Origin of the sequence: Paenarthrobacter sp. YAF11_1, assembly GCF_052113445.1 — a bacterium.
GTDB lineage: Bacteria > Actinomycetota > Actinomycetes > Actinomycetales > Micrococcaceae > Arthrobacter.
This window is the reverse complement of record NZ_JBFRDF010000002.1, coordinates 161,385-179,317: the sequence shown is the minus strand read 5'-3', so window position 1 is coordinate 179,317 and position 17,933 is coordinate 161,385. Positions and strand designations below refer to the sequence as shown.

15 protein-coding genes are annotated in these 17,933 nt (G+C 62.5%); all 15 read right to left on the bottom strand.

Translation table 11 applies throughout. The features are described 5' to 3' along the window. Positions 1-98: 98 nt before the first annotated feature. Positions 99-1,757, bottom strand: coding sequence for an amidohydrolase (locus AB4Y77_RS04885; RefSeq protein WP_442013130.1), 1,659 nt, complete (start codon positions 1,755-1,757; stop codon positions 99-101). Between the two features lie 49 nt (positions 1,758-1,806). After that, positions 1,807-4,782, bottom strand: coding sequence for a DEAD/DEAH box helicase (locus tag AB4Y77_RS04880; protein WP_442013129.1), 2,976 nt, complete (start codon positions 4,780-4,782; stop codon positions 1,807-1,809). Between the two features lie 24 nt (positions 4,783-4,806). Continuing rightward, positions 4,807-5,643, bottom strand: coding sequence for a twin-arginine translocase subunit TatC (gene tatC / locus AB4Y77_RS04875; protein ID WP_311213367.1), 837 nt, complete (start codon positions 5,641-5,643; stop codon positions 4,807-4,809). Between the two features lie 6 nt (positions 5,644-5,649). Further along, on the bottom strand, positions 5,650-5,919 hold the full coding sequence (gene tatA, locus AB4Y77_RS04870) for a Sec-independent protein translocase subunit TatA (RefSeq protein ID WP_231340135.1): 270 nt from the start codon (positions 5,917-5,919) through the stop codon (positions 5,650-5,652). Positions 5,920-5,955: 36 nt separating this feature from the next. After that, positions 5,956-6,306 carry a hypothetical protein gene (locus AB4Y77_RS04865; protein WP_442013128.1) on the bottom strand — a complete coding sequence of 117 codons (351 nt, stop codon included), beginning with the start codon at positions 6,304-6,306 and terminating at the stop codon, positions 5,956-5,958. Between the two features lie 9 nt (positions 6,307-6,315). Next, entirely contained in the window at positions 6,316-8,328 is a 2,013-nt protein-coding gene (locus tag AB4Y77_RS04860; RefSeq protein ID WP_442013127.1) for a helix-turn-helix transcriptional regulator, read from the bottom strand. 94 nt (positions 8,329-8,422) lie between these two features. Next, complete coding sequence (locus AB4Y77_RS04855; protein ID WP_011774867.1) at positions 8,423-8,818, bottom strand: FKBP-type peptidyl-prolyl cis-trans isomerase; 396 nt, start codon at positions 8,816-8,818, stop codon at positions 8,423-8,425. 87 nt (positions 8,819-8,905) lie between these two features. Next, on the bottom strand, positions 8,906-9,832 hold the full coding sequence (locus AB4Y77_RS04850) for an FKBP-type peptidyl-prolyl cis-trans isomerase (protein WP_442013126.1): 927 nt from the start codon (positions 9,830-9,832) through the stop codon (positions 8,906-8,908). A gap of 112 nt (positions 9,833-9,944) precedes the next feature. After that, positions 9,945-11,309, bottom strand: coding sequence for a Pup--protein ligase (pafA, locus tag AB4Y77_RS04845; protein ID WP_311213363.1), 1,365 nt, complete (start codon positions 11,307-11,309; stop codon positions 9,945-9,947). 1 nt (position 11,310) lies between these two features. Beyond that, positions 11,311-12,018 (bottom strand): proteasome subunit alpha, encoded by a 708-nt coding sequence (gene prcA / locus AB4Y77_RS04840; RefSeq protein WP_311213362.1) that lies wholly within the window; start codon positions 12,016-12,018, stop codon positions 11,311-11,313. A gap of 1 nt (position 12,019) precedes the next feature. Next, a complete protein-coding gene (prcB, locus tag AB4Y77_RS04835) occupies positions 12,020-12,829 on the bottom strand; it encodes a proteasome subunit beta (RefSeq protein ID WP_311213361.1) in 810 nt (269 codons plus the stop codon). Positions 12,830-12,909: 80 nt separating this feature from the next. After that, positions 12,910-13,113, bottom strand: a complete 204-nt coding sequence (locus tag AB4Y77_RS04830; RefSeq protein ID WP_442013125.1) for a ubiquitin-like protein Pup — start codon at positions 13,111-13,113, stop codon at positions 12,910-12,912. A gap of 119 nt (positions 13,114-13,232) precedes the next feature. After that, the gene (gene dop / locus AB4Y77_RS04825; RefSeq protein ID WP_311213384.1) at positions 13,233-14,852 is read right to left on the bottom strand and encodes a depupylase/deamidase Dop; all 1,620 of its coding nucleotides are present in this window, start codon (positions 14,850-14,852) and stop codon (positions 13,233-13,235) included. A 50-nt stretch (positions 14,853-14,902) separates the two neighbouring features. Further along, entirely contained in the window at positions 14,903-16,711 is a 1,809-nt protein-coding gene (gene arc, locus AB4Y77_RS04820) for a proteasome ATPase (RefSeq protein WP_442013124.1), read from the bottom strand. 97 nt (positions 16,712-16,808) lie between these two features. Further along, positions 16,809-17,873 (bottom strand): tRNA (adenine-N1)-methyltransferase, encoded by a 1,065-nt coding sequence (locus AB4Y77_RS04815; RefSeq protein WP_442013123.1) that lies wholly within the window; start codon positions 17,871-17,873, stop codon positions 16,809-16,811. Between the last annotated feature and the right edge of the window lie 60 nt (positions 17,874-17,933).

Sequence of the window (17,933 nt, the reverse complement as noted above, 5' to 3'; positions counted from 1 at the left end):
GCTACGGACTCCCCCCACGCTGTCAACCGGCCGGTGACCTGCGGATCCTGGCATCGACCCAGTTCAGCAGGGCAATCGAGGACCGGAAATTGATTCCCCTAAACCCGGAGCGACTCGTGGGCGAACAGCTCCTGTCCCTCACGGACAGTCTGCAAGCACCGGGGGTCGCTGCCGGTATCCAGTGCAGGCAACAGCGGTGTCCGGGCCCGGGGATCCGTGCTCCAGGACTGGACGCGGCTGTCTGCCACCTGGACCATCAGCTCCTCGACTTCCCACACAGCGAAACTGGCGGGTGCACCAGGCACCAGTTGGCCCATCAGGGGGTTGCGGTGCTTCGCGGCACGCCAGCCGGCGCGGGTATGTCCCAGGAACGCAGCCCTGGCGGATATCCGTTGTTCCGGGTTGCTGTGTTCCAGGCAGGCGCGAACGCTGGACCATGGCCGCAAGGGCGTGACAGGACTGTCGCTGCCAAAGGCGATGGGGACACCGCTCGCGTAGAAGGATGCAAAGGGGTTCATAACCTTGCTTCGACCTCCAAGACGCTGCTCGTAGAGCCCGCCTGGAGCGCCCCACGCGGCGTCGAAGCCAGGTTGCACGCTGACAGTGATGGAGTACTTGGCCAGTTTGTCGATGGCGGACTGATCGGCCAGTTCAACGTGCTCCAGTCGGTGGCCCGCGGCCCGGATCCGCTGCTCCCCTACCTCAGCTGCGGCAACGTCCAAGGCTTCAAGAACAGCGGCGAGGCCGGCGTCGCCAATGACATGGAAGCCCGCCTGGATGCCCAGCCGGGAAGTCGCAACAAGGTGTCTGGCTGCATCATCGACCGGGAGGTACAAGCTGCCGCGGTTCCCGGGCGCATCGGAATAGTCATCCAAGAGGGCAGCTGTTCGGGAACCAAGCGAACCGTCGACGTTAAGGTCTCCGGCGAGGCCCAGGACCTTGGTCCCCAGACCGCCCAGAATTTCCTCGGCGTGTTCAACAGACGAGGCCAGCTCTCCCCAGTACGGAAGCACTTCAGGGCTGCCGCCGAGGTCGTTCCACGACGCTGCCAGGCGCAGGTCGTCCGGGCCGCAGATGTGGGGTGCTGACATTTCGGCCATTGCCACATAGCCATGGGACGCCGCTTCCCTGAGGGCGCGTTCCTGGAGTCCACGACGCTCCGCTTCGGGGAACTGCCTGACCGTCAGGCGCGCTGCAGTATGCGCTGCACGCACCACCCGTGCACCGCCGGAGAACCCGTCCACCCCTTTCAGCCCGGCAGCTGCGGCCAGAGATGAAGAAATCAGGGCTGAGTGGACATCAATGCGGGAGAGGTAGACCTGCCGTCCAGCCCCTGCGCGATCGAGTTCTTCGATGGTGGGCAGCGAGGAGTCGCTCCACGCTGTCTCATCCCAACCGTGCCCCACAATGGTGCCGTTGCCAGCGGCGGTGGCAACGGCGTCGAGCAATTCCTTGGCTGAACGCACTGTGGCAAGGTCCACGCCGGAAAGGGCAAGGCCTGTTTCCGTGAGGTGCGCATGCGAGTCCACAAAACCGGGTGCAAGGAGGGCGCCGCGGAGATCGATGATCTCCATGGACGAGTCAGCAATGGACGTGGCGGCCTGCTCGGAGCCCACCCAGACGACGGTATCGCCGTCCACCACCATGGCGGTGGCAAAAGGGTCAGCGGCCGTATAGATGGAACCGTTGCGGTACATGGTGACCTTGCGGTCCCCTGCAGGGCGGTGTTGGCCGGCTGGCACGCCTGGCTGGTTCATGCGTTGTGCTCCTTGAGCGTTGAAAACAGTCAATCAGTGAGGTGCGGCGCTAAGCCACCGTGGAGTAGGCAACAACTCCGCGGCGAACCAGTTCGATGGCCTCGCGGCAGATCCGTGCCGCTCTGGGGTCAAGTTGCGGGATCTTGGCCAATTGGTCAAGGAGGTCCACTACCTGTTTGGCCCAGCGGACAAAGTCACCGGCAGCGAGGTCGGTACCGCTCAGGACATCTTGAAGATGGCGGCCCTTGGCCCACTTGTACATGGGCCACATCAGTCCAAGTTCCGGCTCGCCCGTCAATGGGAGTCTGTGGTGTTCCTCGGTGTCCTCCAGCTGGGACCATTCGCGGATGACGATATCCACGGCGGACTCCAACGAAACACTGGGCATCTTGGGCCGCAGGCCGCGGTCTTCGCGTTTGGCTTGGTAGACAAGCGTGCTGGCCAAAGACGCCAACTCGGCGGCATCGAGATCATTCAGGGCCCCGCGCCGGACCGACTGGGAAATAAGCAGATCCTTCTCGCCATAGATCCGGCGAAGCCGCTGCCCGTCGACGCTGATGGTGACGTGGCCGGCGTCGTTCGTCTCCAGGTAGCCATACACGGAGAGCACATCACAGACGCGGTCGAACGTTTTGGCGATGGTGTTGGTGCGGCTCTGGATCTGGCGGACCAGTCCATCGGTTTCCTTACGCAACTTCCACCAGCGCTCCGACCACCGGGCGTGGTCTTCCCGTTCGCTGCAGCCGTGGCAGGGGTGGGCCCGGAGCGCGCGCCTCAGATCAGTGATCTTCTTTTCCTGGTCCGGAAGGCGTGCCCCCAGGCCGAAGTCTTCGTGCCTGCTGTTGCGGCGGCTGTGCGGTGCATCTTCACTGATGGCGTGGCGCATGGAGGAGGCGAGGTCGCGGCGCGCCTTGGGCACCTTGGCATTGAAGGACTTGGGTATGCGGATCCGCGTCACGGGCGAGACCGGTCCCTCGAGGTCGTGCACGCCGATCCGGCGGAGCTGGTTATCCGAGGTAAGCACCGATGGCCGGGGTTCACGGGCATTCGGATCCACTTCGAGAACAACCGCATGGCCGGCCAGCCTGCCGCTGAAGATGCTGATGACATCGCCGGGGATCAGGCGGGCCAGGGAGTCGGCGACGTGGGACTTGCGGGCACGCTGATGGTCGCGGGCCGCGAAATTCTCTGCGTCGCTCAGCTCGCGGCGGAGTTTTGCGTACTCGGTGAAGTCACCCAGATGGCATTGCATGGATTTGGCGTAACCAGCCAGAGACTCTTCGCGCCCCCGCACCTGCCGGGCAATACCGACCACTGAGCGGTCTGCCTGGAACTGCGCGAAAGAGGACTCCAAAATTTCGCGGGCGCGAACACGGCCAAACTGGGCAATCAGGTTGATGCTCATGTTGTAAGTGGGCCGGAAGCTGGAGTTCAAGGGGTACGTGCGCCGTGAAGCCAAACCTGCCACAGCCGCGGGGTCGGTCCCCGGCTGCCACAGCACCACGGCATGGCCTTCGACGTCGATGCCCCGGCGTCCTGCCCGGCCCGTCAGCTGGGTGTACTCCCCCGCCGTGATGTTGACATGGGCTTCACCGTTGAACTTTTCCAGTTTCTCCAGCACGACGCAGCGGGCCGGCATGTTGACGCCCAGGGCCAGCGTTTCAGTGGCGAAGACGGCCTTGACCAAGCCATCGGCAAAGAGCTTCTCAACCACTTCCTTAAAGGTGGGCAGCATGCCTGCATGGTGGGCGGCAAAGCCCCTGACCAGTCCGTCGCGCCAGCCCCAGAAACCGAGCACATCGAGATCGTCCGCAGGAATTTCGTGACTGGCTTCGTCCACGCGCTGGGCGATGATCTGTTGTTCACGCTCCGTTGTCAGCCATAGCCCGGATGCTGCACACTGCGCGACGGCAGCGTCACAGCCGGCCCTGGAGAAAATAAACGTAATGGCCGGCAGCAGATCCTGGCGCCTGAGGCTCTCAATGACCTGGGGCCGGCTTGCCTTGCGAACCGGGCTGCGCTGTTCTGACTGCTGGCGTTCATCGCGATATCGGTCCTGACGACGGCGGCTGCGTCCCCCGTGGCCAAAGCGGCCGCTCATGTTCATGCGGCTCTCGGAACGGGCCATGGCCAGGAGATCCGGATTAACCTCAAACTCCGGCCCGGTAACAGCCTGCTGGACTTTGGCGGCGGAGGAACGCTTGGCATGGACGGTCCGCCGATCCGTGGGGGCGGGTTCGCTGGCTACCTCGGCGGCCTCGGAAATATCCGGCACCTCAGTCTCGGGTGCGCCGGTGGCCTGCGGGGCAATTTCATCAAAGGTGGTGTCGCCGGCGAAGAGATCAACTATTTCGCGGCCCACCATGACGTGCTGCCACAACGGCACGGGCCGGTGTTCGGAGACAATGACATCGGTATCGCCCCGGACAGTGTCCAGCCAGGCGCCAAACTCTTCAGCATTGGAAACGGTGGCACTGAGTGAAGCCACCTGGACCTCGCTGGGCAAATGGATGATGACTTCTTCCCAGACTGCACCGCGGAAGCGGTCGGCCAGGTAGTGGACCTCGTCCATCACCACAAACCCCAGGTCGCCCAAGGTCTCCGAGTCTGCGTAGAGCATGTTCCGCAGGACTTCGGTGGTCATGACCACCACAGGAGCGTCGCCGTTGATGGTGGTGTCGCCTGTCAGCAAGCCAACGTTCGCAGCGCCGTATTTTGATGCCAGTTCCGAGAACTTCTGGTTGCTCAGCGCCTTGATGGGCGTGGTGTAGAAAGCCTTGAGGCCACGCTCAAGGGCAAGGTAGATCGCGAACTCACCCACGATGGTCTTGCCTGCGCCCGTGGGTGCTGCCACCAGGACGCCACGGCCCTCCTGAAGGGACCTGCATGCCTCGCGTTGGAAGTCGTCCAGGTCAAAATCCAAGGAGCGGGCGAAAGCGCCCAGATAGGTTTTCGACTCAGCAGCCCGCTGGGCTGCAGCCTGGTAGTTCTCTGATGGTGATGGAGACCCGGAAATGGAGGACATGCATCAAGCCTAGTGGCCCACGGTCTAGAGATTCTCCAGATCGGTTGCCGGGGTGGCGATGTCTGCCGTGGCTTCAGTCTCAGCTGCCTTCTTGATGGCTCGGCGCTCACGGCGACGGTCGTTAAGGACGCAGACTCCAATGGCCGCAAAGAACAGGAGCAGCATGGGTGCTGCCAGATAGAACATGCTCATGGCGTCAGCGCCAGGAGCGGCCATCGCAGCAAACAAGCAGACCAGGAAGATGGTAATGCGCCAACTTTTGATGAGTTGCTTGCCCTTGACGATCCCGGCGAGGTTCAGCCCAACGAGCACCACGGGTACCAGGAAGGCGATGCCGAACGCCAGCAGAAGCCTCAGGACAAACGCCAGGTAGATCTCGGCGCTGATGAAGTTTGACCCACCTTCGGGAGTGAAGTCGGTCAGCACGCGAACGGCGTTGGGCAGCACCAGCCAGGCGAGGAGCACTCCGCCGATGAACAGGGGTACGGCTGCTGCCACGAAGGACAGCGCCAAGCGCCGCTCCTTCTTGTGCAGCCCGGGCACAATGAAGGCCCAGAGCTGGTAGATCCATACGGGACTTGCGAGGAGCACGCCAAGGAAGACCGAGACCTGGACCATCAGGTCAAATGAGCTGGCCACGCCATCAAAGTTCAGGGTGGCGGCGCGCCCCTCCTTCTCGTTGAGGTCCTTGATCGGTTTGATCAGGGCCTCCAGAAGTGGCTGGTAGACGATGAAGCCCACCACGGTGCCCAGGATGATGCCGATTGCAGCCTTGAAGAGCCGGTTCTTCAGTTCCTTGAGGTGGTCAAGGAGCGCCATCCGGGCTTCGGGGTTGGCCTTGCGCCCCTTCGTTTCTACCACTTCTCTTTAGACGCGGTTGGAGGGCGGAACGTCAGTCTCGCCGTTGTTCTTGGCCTTGGCGTCCGGGTGGCCTACTACCTTGCCTTCAACGGCGTCGGAAGCGTCCTGGGAGTCCTTCGTTTCGGAAGAACCGTCCTTCTTCATTTCCCGGACTTCAGACTTGAAAATGCGCATCGACTGCCCAATGCTGCGCGCCATGGACGGCAGCTTCGGCGCTGCGAAGAGCACCAGAGCCAGGACGATGATGATGATGAGATGCCAGCCTTCGAGCCTCATGTGGGGAGGTCCTTTCCTTTTGGATACATCCTACGTCTATCTGAATTCAATGTCGTGCAGGGATTGGGGTTGACCCCGTTCTGCTTTGCGCTTGACGCGCCTCTGGCGACGAACTTCCTGGCGGAAGGCTTTGGCCGTCAGGTAATCATGACGCATCTGATCCGGTGAGGCAAAAATTGCGGACCCCGGCTCGGGGCGGTCTTCCGCGGTTTCAACGTCGGAGGTTTCGGCCGCAGGTGAAAGGTTGCTGAAACGTTTACCCCCGTCGCCCAGTTCATGAACAGTTGACATGAATTTTCTGAACAGGCGATACCCCAGCGTCAGGTGAAGCAGCAACGACAGGGCTATGAGCGCGATCCACAACAGGATCCAGAACCACCAAGGCATCTGAGTAGTCTAGCCAGCCGCGCCGTCGGACGGAGAGTCGTACTGCTGCACGGCCAAGTTAAGCCATGCCCTGGTTTGCTCGCGCAGGGCCTCAGGGTCCACGATCCGGACCGAACCGCCGTGCTGGGAGACGAACATCGGCAGCCACTCCGCCGTGCCAAACCGCACCTCGGCGAGGATGCCGCCGTCGGACAGTTGCGCCGTGCGCTCCGCGTAATAGTCATCCGCCAGCCCCAAACCCTGCCTTGTCAGGTGGATCACTACCAGGACGTCATCATCGCTGGGCGTAAACAAGCGGGCAGGGAAGTCCTGCCCGGCAGTGGCTGTGCCTGAGGCAGGGCGTCCGTTCGGTTCGACGATTTCCACCCTGTCCAGGCGGAAGTTCCTGATCCCGGCCTTGCTGTGGCAATACGCCTCGAAGTACCACGTGCTGTCCAACGAATAGAGCCGCAAGGGGTCAACGTCGCGTTCCGTCAGCTCATCCCGCTGCCGGGAAAGATACTTCAGGTGCAACTGCCGGCCGTCCCTGATGGCTTGGGTAATGACGGCGAACGCCTGCGATTGTTCTGGCTCGACGGATTGCCCGGCTACTGCGCCTGCCAACCGTCCTGCCCGCCCTGCAGCACCAGTCAGCTTGAGGGTGACGGATTCCAGCGCACTCCCGGGCTCGTCTTCGGAGACGCCGGCCAGCGCCGGAAGGTCTCCCAGCATGGCCAGGCCGGTCAGCAAGGCAGCGGCTTCATCCTCGCTGAAGCGTACCGGGCGGTTCAGGTCAAGGTGTTCGGAGATGTACACATGGTCGTTCTCCCATTGAATATCCAGGAGGTCATCCGGATATCCCTCAGGGAGTCCAGAACAGATGAGGATCTTGAGATCGTCAATCAGCGCCTTGCGGGTGATGCCGAAGTGGTCTGCCACTTCCTGGATATGGAGTCCCTGGTGATGGACCAGGAACGGGACCAACTGCAGCATCCTGGCCAGTTGGTCCTCCGAGGTCCGCTTTCGGGCACGCTGCGCCCGGGCGACCTCCGGGAACGCCACAGGTACGGGCGGTTGAGCGTCGAAGTCAAGGGCGCCTTGGAGGCGGCGCACGACGGCGGCGCGCAGTTCAGCCGGGCCGTCCACCTTTACCTGGGGACCGTAAGATGCCAGCTCTTCGGCGAGTACCTCGGGATCGCGGAACTCCACCATGACGCGATCACGGTGCGTATCGACGGATGTTGTTTCGACGCCTCTTTTGCGCAAGGCAAGCAGGCGGTCCTTGTCGACGGAGAGAGTGGCCCGCTGCAAGGGTAATTCATGGAGGGCATCCAGCTCGGCCCGGGCATTGAAACCGACCGGAGGCTCGAAGCTGCTCCCGGGCACCAAGGTGACAGCGGTAGTCATGCGTGAAAGCCGGAAGAGTCTCTTGGCTCCTCTCCCCCGGTCAAAGCCCACGAGGTACCACTGGCCAAAGCGGCTGCCCAGTCCCCACGGTTCAACCTCGCGGACTTCTTCACGCCCGGTACTGACGGCGAGGTAGCCGAATCGGACCGGATGGTTGCCATGCATGGCTGCCACGACGTCGTCGAAGGCCTGTCCTGCAGGTTTAATCCGCGGCTGGACACCGGCGGGAAGGTCCACTTCCGTGAAGCCTCCTGCGGCTTGCAGCTTGCGGACGGCGTTGGCTGCCGCGGAGCCAAGCGCTGCCCGTTCCCACAACTGCGCGGCGAGAAGCAACACGGTGCATTCTGCAGGCGTGAGGCTCACATCAGGCAGCCGGTTGGAGTCCTTGCCGATGCGGTAGCGCGTGGAGGCAGGGTCATCGACGCCAAAATGGCGCGGATCGGTGAGTGTCTCGATCTCAAAGCCAAACTGTTTCAAGTCCACTTTGTCGCGCTCGAACATGCGCCCAAAGGCAACGTCATTCTCTGCGGAATCGTGATAGACCTTCTCGCGCAGGACGGAGCGTGGAAGGCCCACCCGGGTATTGAGCAAAGCCAGGAGAAGGTTCAAAAGTCGTTCAGTGCGGGATGCGGACACGGTTGCTACGTTACTAAAGTCCGGCGGGAAAGCAGCAAGGCGCGTCACCAACCGGTAAAACCGGAAGGTAACGCGCCTTGCCCTGAGTGGGGTCCTAGCGGACAGCCACCAGGTCTACAACGAAGATGAGGGCTTCGTTGGGCTTGATGGCTCCACCGGCGCCACGGGAACCGTAGGCGAGTTCCGAAGGAATTTCCAGGCGGCGGCGGCCGCCGACCTTCATGCCCAGCAGGCCCTGGTCCCAGCCCTGGATGACCTGGCCTACGCCAACGCGGAAGTCCAGCGGTGCGCCGCGGCCCCAGGAAGCATCGAATTCTTCGCCCGTGGACCAGGCGACGCCGACGTAGTGGGTGGAGACGGTATCTCCGGCTTTGGCTTCCGTGCCCGTGCCCTCGATGAGGTCGGTGATGACGAGGTCCGTGGGGACGTCGCCTTCCGGGAAGTCGATTTCGGGCTTGGTGCGGTCAAAGTCACGCTGACCAAATGACATGGTTGCTCCTTGGTGTGAGAAACGGAAATGGTGTCAGGAACCAGCTTAAGCCAGTGCCAGGCAGTCTTGCAGACGGTTCGGCAGTGGTTACTTGACGCCCAGAATGTCGACGACGAACACGAGGTCGCCCTTGGCTTCACCTTGGCCGGTTTCGCCGTAGGCCAGGTCCTGGGGGATGACCAGCAACACGCGGGAGCCAACAGTCTTGCCTTCAAGGCCCTGCGTCCAGCCCTTGATGACGCCGGTGAGGGGGAAGCTGGTGGGCTCTCCCCTGTCGAAGCTCGAATCGAACTTGGTGCCACCCACGAGGTTCACACCGACGTAATTGACCGTCAGGGTGTCAGTGGCCTTGACGGCAGCACCGGAGCCCTTGATCAGGTCCTGGGCGACGAGTTCCTTGGGCGCAGCAACGCCATCCACGGAAATCTGCGGAATGCCCTTGTCGTCTTCCTTCACAGCGGGGAGGCCGGCAGGAGGAGTAACAGCTTCACCTTCGGGCTTCTCCAGGACCGGAGCGGCATCCTTGGCGGAGATGATCTTGAAGACCACCAGCTGGGTGCCGGCCGGGGTGTCGCCCGAGGAATTGCCGGGTGCGGCGATGGCAACGTGGCTGCCCACCTTGGCACCGATGATGGCGTTGTAGATCAGTTCATTGCTGGACTTGATCTGGTCCGTCAGATCGATCGGCTGGGGGCCGGTCGCGTAGCCGTCCTCAAGGGTCTTGCCATCGTTGCCGTCCACGGCGACGTAGGCCAGCTCGGCTGTCTGCCCCGCCTTCACGCGGGCTCCGTCGCCTTCACTGACGACATCAACTGTGGGCTCGGCCACGGCGAGGGGCTTGGAGAACTCAATGCCCGGCGCTTTGTCGTTGCCGTGGTCCGTCACCTTCACGGAATCAAGCTTGGAGACGTCGCCAACGGACTTGCTGGTGGGCTCGGCGGCCGGAGTGCTCTCTCCGCCGCAGGCGGTGATGAGCAGAAGAGCGGGCAGGAGGATTGCTAGGAGTCGGCGCACAAAAAAGACACTTTCGTCGGGGCAAGGGACACTCGGAAGGGCGCATTGCGCTTCCAAGCAGGTTGGGTCCCGTGAAGAGACCACTATCCAGAATAGCCCGTGAAGCTGGGAGTCAGCTCATAGAGTCCAGCAGCGCATCCACGCGTTCGTCGACGCTCCGGAACGGGTCCTTGCACAGAATTGTCTGGTGGGCGCGGTCATTCAGCTTCAGGTGGACCCAGTCCACGGTGTAGTCACGGCCAAGTTCCTGGGCCCTGCGGACAAAGTCTCCACGCAGTTTGGCCCGGGTAGTTTGCGGCGGTGCGTCCACGGCGTCCTTCACCTCTGTTTCCGTGACCAAGCGGCGGGCCGCTCCCCGTGCCTGCAGCAGGAAGAAGATTCCGCGTTGCCGCGAAATGTCGTGGTAAGTGAGGTCAAGCTGGGCGATTCGTGCAGAATCCAGGCTGAGGTCATGCCTGCGCATGTACCCGTCCATCAACTTCTTCTTGATCGCCCAGTCCACCTCGGTATCGATGGTAGACGTATCGCCGCTTTCGATGGCGTCCAGCGTGCGCTTCCAGAGGTCCAGGATGAGCGGTACGTGGGCATTGTGTGCCCCATTGGTGGCGACGAATTCAGTGACCTTGGTGAGGTACTCGCGCTGGATATCGAGGGCGGTGAGCTGCCTGCCGTTGGCAAGCCTGACCAGCGCGCGGCCCGTAAGGTCATGGGAGATCTCACGGATGCTGCGGATGGGGTTTTCCATGCGCATGTCACGCATAATCACTCCCGACTCGATCATGCGGAGGATCAGGTCCACTGTTCCCACTTTGAGCAGCGCCGTGGTTTCGGACATATTGCTGTCCCCCACGATCACGTGGAGGCGGCGGTAGAACTCGGCATCCGCATGGGGTTCATCGCGGGTATTGATGATGGGCCGGGACCTGGTGGTTGCTGAGGACACGCCTTCCCAGATGTGGTCGGCGCGCTGGGAGAAAGCGAAGGTGGCCCCGTGCGGTGTTTTGAGGACCTTGCCTGCACCGGCGATCAGCTGGCGCGTCACCAGGAAAGGAATGAGGATCTCAGCCAGCCGGGAAAATTCGCCGCGACGCGGAATCAAGTAGTTCTCGTGGCTGCCGTAGGAGTTTCCCGCGGAGTCGGTGTTGTTCTTGAAGAGATAAACAGTGCCGTTGAAGCCCTCTGCCGCCAGCCTTGCCTGGGCCTCATCCACGAGGTCGTCCAGGATGAGTTCACCGGCCCTGTCATGGGCGATCAGTTGTGCGAGGTCGTCGCATTCGGCGGTGGCATACTCCGGATGCGAACCCACATCCAAGTACAGCCGCGAGCCGTTGGTCAGGAACACATTCGACGAGCGGCCCCAACTGACCACCTTGCGGAAAAGGTAGCGGGCCACTTCCTCGGGAGCCAGCGGCCGCGAGTCCGGGCTCGAATATGAGATCCCGAATTCCGTTTCGATGCCAAATATTCTCTTGTCCATCTCAAGCCTCCTCTGTGAGCAACCGGGTCATGTCCTCCGGCAAAAGCCTCCGGAACGCCCGCCGGGAACCGCGGTGGCTCTCGGACGCGCGGTACAGGACCGCAGCTTCGACGGCGGTGGCCGGCAGGGCATCCGCGTCCTTGTCTGTCGACAGGGCGCGCAGGGCCAAGCCCATGGCGCCGGCCAGGGTGAGCTCGGGATCCCAAGCCCCGCTGACGACGTCGGAAATTTGGTCGGCGAGCCCGCCCATGACCACGAAGCCGTTCTCATCGGCGATCGAGCCATCAAACGTCAGCCGATAAAGGTGGTCCTGCTCCTGCGCCAAGCCGACCTCAGCAACAGCGAGTTCCACTTCGAAGGGTTTCTGTTCGGCCGTGAACACAGCACCGAGGCTCTGGGCATACACGCTGGCCAGTCCGCGGGCGGTGACGTCTTCGCGATCGTAGGAATAGCCCCGGACGTCGGCGTAGCGGACGCCGGCCTGCCGGAGGCTTTCGAACTCGTTGTACTTGCCCACTGCCGCGAACGCGATTTTGTCGTAGATTTCACCAATCTTGTGCAAAGACGGTGAGGGGTTCTCTGCGATCAGCGCGATGCCGTCGGCACAACTGATCACCACTACTGACCGGCCCCGTGCGATGCCTTTCCGTGCGAAGTCCGCACGGTCCTTCATGAGTTGTTCAGGCGAGACATAGAATTGCTGGGTCATTTCAGGCCTCCCGTCCGGCGATGGCGCGGGATTCGACAATGGCGCCCGCTATGGCCGCTAAATCCCGTTCCGGGACACGCCGTGTTCCGGCGCGGTTCACTGTGTAGACCACAGGCCACAGCTGGCGGACGGGATCGGGCCCGCCGGTGGCGGAATCGTCATCGGCGGCGTCGTAGAGCGCCTCGACGGCCACTGCAACCGCGGCTTCTTCGGAGAGGTTCGGCTTCCACAATTTCTTCAGGGCTCCGCGGGCAAACACTGAACCTGAACCCACCGAATGGTGTTCCTGTTCTTCATAACGGCCACCGGTGACGTCGTAGGAGAACAGCCTGCCCACGCCGGAGACTTGGTCAAACCCTGCAAACAGCGGAATGACCGCCATCCCTTGCATGGCCATGGGCAGGTTCCCACGGATCATGGCGCCCAGACGGTTCGCCTTGCCCACGAGGCTGAGCAAGGTGCCCTCGATTTTCTCGTAATGTTCCAGTTCAACCTGGAAAAGACGGGTGATGTCGATGGCCAGGCCCGCTGTTCCGGCAATTCCCAAGACGGAGTACTCATCAGCAGGGAACACTTTCTCGATGTGCCTGCTGGCGATGATGTTGCCCATGGTGGCGCGACGGTCTCCCGCCATCAGCACTCCGCCCGGATACGTCAAAGCAACGATCGTGGTGGCGTGCGGCGAGGACGGGACGGTGCCGGCGGGTAATGACTGATTGAACGGGAGGAGTTCGGGACGCGAGCGTTGGAGATGCTCCGTGAAAGAGGATGTTGCCTGGGTGGCCAGGGGGCCGGTTGATGGGTCCTGCATTGCTGCACTCCTTCGACTCTGCGTTCCGATGCCCGGCGGCCTCACGCCTGCCGGGCAGTACATTCTGTAGCGGGTCTGGGTTACTGGCCGCCCTTTTGGACAAACGCCCTGACGAATTCTTCAGCGTTGGATTCGAGAACGCCGTCGATTTCGTCGAGGAGGTCATCCACGCCCTGCGTCGCGTCCGAAGCCTGGGCCGCAGGTGCTGCGGGCGGGGCCTCAGGGACATCCGCCTCAGTTTCCGTGTCGCGGGACTGTGGTTGTTGCTGCTCCTGTGCTGCCATTTTCTTTCTCCCTACTGTCAGTCTCCTGATGACGGAGACTTCCTACTGCCATATTGCCACGCTGCGGGCTGCTGCGTATGGCTTTGACCAGGCCCGGGTCTTCCCGTGGCGGAGCGCCCTCAGCTCTTCGCCGGGGGTACATTGCGGCCCATCAAATCGGACAGGAAGGCGCCTGCATCCTGGTGACGCTCAAACAGCGCACCAGTCAACGCCTCGGTGCCCCGGAGGGGTTCGCGGGTGGGGACCCGCTGCAGCTTGCCCAACCCAGGAACATCGAAAATAACCGAGTCCCAGCTGGCCCCGACCACGTCCTTGCCGAACTTCGAAACACAACGGCCGCGGAAGTACGCGCGGGTGTCCGACGGCGGTTCGGTCACGGCCCGGGCGATGTCGGCGTCGTCGACGATCTTGAGCATGCGGTCCTTGGACAGCAGCCTGTAGTAGAGACCCTTTTCCGGCCTGATATCGGACCACTGAAGATCAACCAGACCAAGCCGGGCGTCGTCCCAGGACAGTCCGTCGCGCTTCCGGTACCCTTCCAGGAGCGATCTCTTGGCTACCCACTCAACAGAGGATGCGGCGGCGTCGAGGTCGATGCCCAGCGTGGTCAACGTTGATTCCCACCGCGACAAAACGCCATGGGTGTGGCCGTCACCGGTCACGGAATCCGCCACTCCCGTTTCCTGGGAAAGCTTGGCGGCAGCCTCGTAGTACATCCACTGGATGTCCAGGGCAGTCACCCTCCTCCCATCAAGCAACCTCACGGTTGCCGTCAGCGTTGTGTCGTGGCTGATGGCCTGAAGGGCCTGGACGGGTTCGTGGACCTCGATCCTGGGTGCCTGGCCGGCCTCGATGAGACTCAGGACCATGGCAGTGGTGCCGAACTTGAGGTAGTTCGATGCCTGGCTGAGGTTGGCGTCGCCAATGATGACATGGAGGCGGCGGTACTTGTCGGCTGTTGCGTGCGGCTCATCCCGGGTGTTGATGATGGGGCGCCGGATTGTTGTTTCCAGACCCACCTCTGCCTCGAAGAAGTCGGCGCGTTGGCTGATCTGATAACCGGGGGTCGAGCTGTCCTGCCCCAGTCCCACGCGTCCGGCCCCACAAATGACCTGGCGGGACACAAAGAACGGTGTCAGGCCGCGAATGATGTCGCCGAAGGGAACCGAACGCGGCATGAGGTAGTTTTCATGCGAACCATAGGACACTGACTTGTTGTCCGTATTGTTTTTGTAGAGGTTGATGGGAGGGAGGCCCGCATCGGCCGCCACTTTCCGGACAGTGGCCAAGGCAACCACATCGCCTGCCGCATCCCAGGCAACAACATCCCGGGGGTTGGTGACCTCAGGACTCGAATACTCCGGGTGCGCATGGTCCACATAGAGGCGTGCACCGTTACCCAGGACCATGTTCATCAGCAGGGAACCGGACTCGTCCGCGCCATCAAGTTCCAGCTCCTGGCGGCCATAGGCCAACGCGACTGCCTCGGCGTCGAGCACTGGTGGCTGGTCCGTCAGCTGGCTTGGGTCCGCCGCTGCCCGGTCCACGGTCCAGCCGCGGGCATCGTGCAACGGTTCCTCATCGGTGTAGTCCCAGCGTGTTTCCGCTCCCCCCGCCGCCCGTTGCCGGGTGACTGTGGCATACGCCTGGATGATCCTCGCGGACATCATGGTGGCGTTCGCTCCGGGAGCCGATGGTGCATGGATGCCGTATTCAGTTTCCGAGCCCATGACGCGCATGGCACCGCCGGCGGGCAACTTCTCAGCGGGCGTACCTTCGGGTCTTGCTGTCACAGGTACTGGCCCGTGTTGGCAGTGGTTTCAATGGATTTGCCCGGTTCCTGGCCGGCCTTTCCCTGGACGATGGTGCGGATGTACGTGATCCTCTCGCCCTTCTTGCCGGAGATCCGTGCCCAGTCATCCGGGTTGGTGGTGTTGGGCATGTCCTCGTGCTCACGGAACTCGTCCACCACGGCCCGCAGCAGGTGCTCGATGCGGAGTCCCTTTTGATTGTTGGTCAGGAGGTCCTTGATGGCGTACTTTTTGGCACGGTCCACCACATTCTGTACCACGGCACCTGAGTTGAAGTCCTTGAAGTAGAGCATCTCGGTGTCGCCATTTGCGTAGGTGACCTCAAGGTATTCGTTGGACTTCTCCGTTGAGTACATGGCTTCCACGGTGCGCTGGACCATGGCCTCGACGGTGGCCTGGACGTCTCCACCATATTCAGCCAGGTCCTGCGCATGGAAGGGCAGGTCAGTGGTGATGTACTTCGCGAAAATGTCAGCCGCGGCTTCGGCGTCGGGGCGCTGGATCTTGACCTTGACGTCAAGGCGGCCCGGCCTGAGGATGGCGGGATCGATCATGTCCTCACGGTTGGAGGCGCCAATGACGATCACGTTGTCCAAGCGCTCCACACCATCGATCTCGCTGAGCAACTGCGGAACGATGGTGGTTTCCACGTCGGAGGAAACGCCGGTACCGCGGGTCCGGAACAACGAGTCCATTTCATCGAAGAAAACGACTACCGGGCTGCCATCGGACGCCTTTTCCCGTGCGCGGGAGAAGATCAACCGGATGTGCCGCTCAGTCTCGCCCACGTACTTGTCCAGCAACTCCGGACCCTTGATGTTCAGGAAGTAGCTCTTGAGGTCGGTGTTGCCGGCACGCTCCGCCGCACGTGCTGCAAGCGAATTGGCCACGGCTTTGGCGATGAGGGTCTTGCCACAGCCCGGAGGGCCGTAGAGGAGGATGCCTTTGGGGGCCTTCAGTCCGTGCTCACGGTAGAGGTCCGGATGCAGGAACGGCAGCTCCACGGCGTCGCGGATCTGTTCGATCTGGGGGCCAAGGCCACCGATGTCCTGGTAGGTGATATCCGGGACTTCTTCGAGGACCAGATTCTCCACCTCGGCCCGCGGCACCTTCTCAAGGGCGTAACCGGTGCGGGAATCCAAGGACAGTGCGTCGCCGACCTTCAGGTGAACACTTTGCAGGGCGCCCGAAAGCCGGACCACCCGCTCTTCATCGGCCCGCCCAACCACCAGCGCGCGGTCCTTGCCGAGCATTTCCTTGAGCGTCACAAGTTCGCCGGCACGCTCGTAGCCGAGGCCGGCCACCACCAGCAGTGCTTCATTCAGGAGGACTTCCTGGCCCACTGCGAGCTGGTTCAGGTTGACCAGCGGGCTGACACCCACACGCATTTTCCGGCCGGAATTGAAAATGTCCACCGACTCTTCGGTCGCGGCCTGGCCGGAATGACCGGCAGCCGGCTGCTTCCGCGGGTTGATCTGCACCACGGTTCCGAAGCTGTAGGGTGGTTGGCCCTCCTGCTCAAGTGCACCCTTTAGGCGGAGGATCTCGGCCTTCGCCGTCTCCAGCATGCTCACGAGCTTGCCGTTGTTCTGGGTAGCGGCTGCCAACTGTCGGTCGATGTGGCGAAGCTTGTCCCGGAGGATATTTATTTGCCGTTCGGCAACAGTCAGATCACTCGAGGGCTCTGGCGGTTGGACCGCGGCAAGCCCCCGGCCTGCTGCTTCTTCCGCTGCGGCGTGTGCTTCCTCCGGCGTCGGCCGTCCAAGGTCGTTGTTTGACGTATCCACGATTCATCAGCCCCTTCCTGCGCTTAAGAAGACCTTAGTCCCGAAAAGCTCAGGGTGCTGGGCGACATCCGGAATGCGGACCCTATTGTGACCTTTGTCAGTTTGTGACTGGGGGATCATCCTGGACGTTGGTTCCGGCGATGGCGTCACGGGCAGCCCGGCGGAGCTTTTTGTCGGAGACCGACCGCTCCCCCACTGCGCCGGGGGTCCAGGCGTTGAGGTCCTCTTCGCTGAACTCTGTCTTGGATGGGCGGCGCTTGACTGAAATTCCGGTAACACCATCCGCGAGACGGCGTGTCACCAGGAGGAAGCCGGTGTGGGCCACCATGCGGTGGTCCGGACGGACGGCAAGGCCCTCAAGGTGCCAACCGCGGACCATCGACTCCCAACCATCAGGCTCGGTAAAGCGTCCGTCAGCACGGATGGCTTCGGCAGTGCGGGACAACTGGGTGACGGTTGCAACGTAGTTGATCCAGACACCTCCGGGCGCCAGGACGGTGGCCACGGCATCAAGGCATTCCCACGGAGCGAGCATGTCCAGGACCACGCGGTCCACGGAGCCGGGAGCCTCAGCCTTGACTACTTCTTCCTGGAAGTCACCCAAGGAGATCTGCCATGCGGGGTGCGGTCCGCCGAAAATGGTCTCCACGTTGCCACGGGCGATGTCGGCGAATTCCTCGCGACGCTCAAAGGAGTGAAGGTAGCCACCGTCACCCACGGCACGCAGCAGGGAGATGGAGAGCGCACCGGAGCCGACGCCGGCTTCCACGACGCGTGCGCCCGGGAAGATGTCGGCCATGGTGACGATCTGGCCGGCGTCCTTCGGGTAGACCACAGCGGCACCGCGAGGCATGGACAACACGAAGTCGGAGAGCAACGGACGCAGGGTCTGGTACTGCTGGCCTACGTTGTTGCTGACCACGGAGCCATCTACCTTGCCGATGATTTCGTCGTGGTTCAGGAAGCCGCGGTGGGTGTGGAAAGCACCGCCCACTTCCAAGCTGATGGTGTTCATCCGGCCACGTTCGTCAGTGAGCTGGACCCGCTCACCCACGCGGAAAGGCCCGCGGCGACGCGCAGCGCCCGTCGGCAGCACAGCCTGGCTGGCGGATGCCTCGTCGGTGCCTGCGTTTGCTTCGGGGGCGGCGGTTTCGCTGCTCATGTACTGTTCCTCGCTCCTGTACGGCTTGGCCGCAACATCGTGCTGGCGGGTGGGCGCCAA

Bases quoted from the DNA above. Each gene is read 5' to 3' on its own strand.
- AB4Y77_RS04885 (WP_442013130.1), bottom strand. From the start codon at position 1,757: ATGAACCAGCCAGGCGTGCCAGCCGGCCAACACCGCCCTGCAGGGGAC.
- AB4Y77_RS04880 (WP_442013129.1), bottom strand. From the start codon at position 4,782: ATGTCCTCCATTTCCGGGTCTCCATCACCATCAGAGAACTACCAGGCT.
- tatA (WP_231340135.1), bottom strand. From the start codon at position 5,919: ATGAGGCTCGAAGGCTGGCATCTCATCATCATCATCGTCCTGGCTCTG.
- AB4Y77_RS04865 (WP_442013128.1), bottom strand. From the start codon at position 6,306: ATGCCTTGGTGGTTCTGGATCCTGTTGTGGATCGCGCTCATAGCCCTG.
- AB4Y77_RS04855 (WP_011774867.1), bottom strand. From the start codon at position 8,818: ATGTCATTTGGTCAGCGTGACTTTGACCGCACCAAGCCCGAAATCGAC.
- pafA (WP_311213363.1), bottom strand. From the start codon at position 11,309: ATGGACAAGAGAATATTTGGCATCGAAACGGAATTCGGGATCTCATAT.
- prcA (WP_311213362.1), bottom strand. From the start codon at position 12,018: ATGACCCAGCAATTCTATGTCTCGCCTGAACAACTCATGAAGGACCGT.
- prcB (WP_311213361.1), bottom strand. From the start codon at position 12,829: ATGCAGGACCCATCAACCGGCCCCCTGGCCACCCAGGCAACATCCTCT.
- AB4Y77_RS04830 (WP_442013125.1), bottom strand. From the start codon at position 13,113: ATGGCAGCACAGGAGCAGCAACAACCACAGTCCCGCGACACGGAAACT.
- dop (WP_311213384.1), bottom strand. From the start codon at position 14,852: ATGCGCGTCATGGGCTCGGAAACTGAATACGGCATCCATGCACCATCG.
- AB4Y77_RS04815 (WP_442013123.1), bottom strand. From the start codon at position 17,873: ATGAGCAGCGAAACCGCCGCCCCCGAAGCAAACGCAGGCACCGACGAG.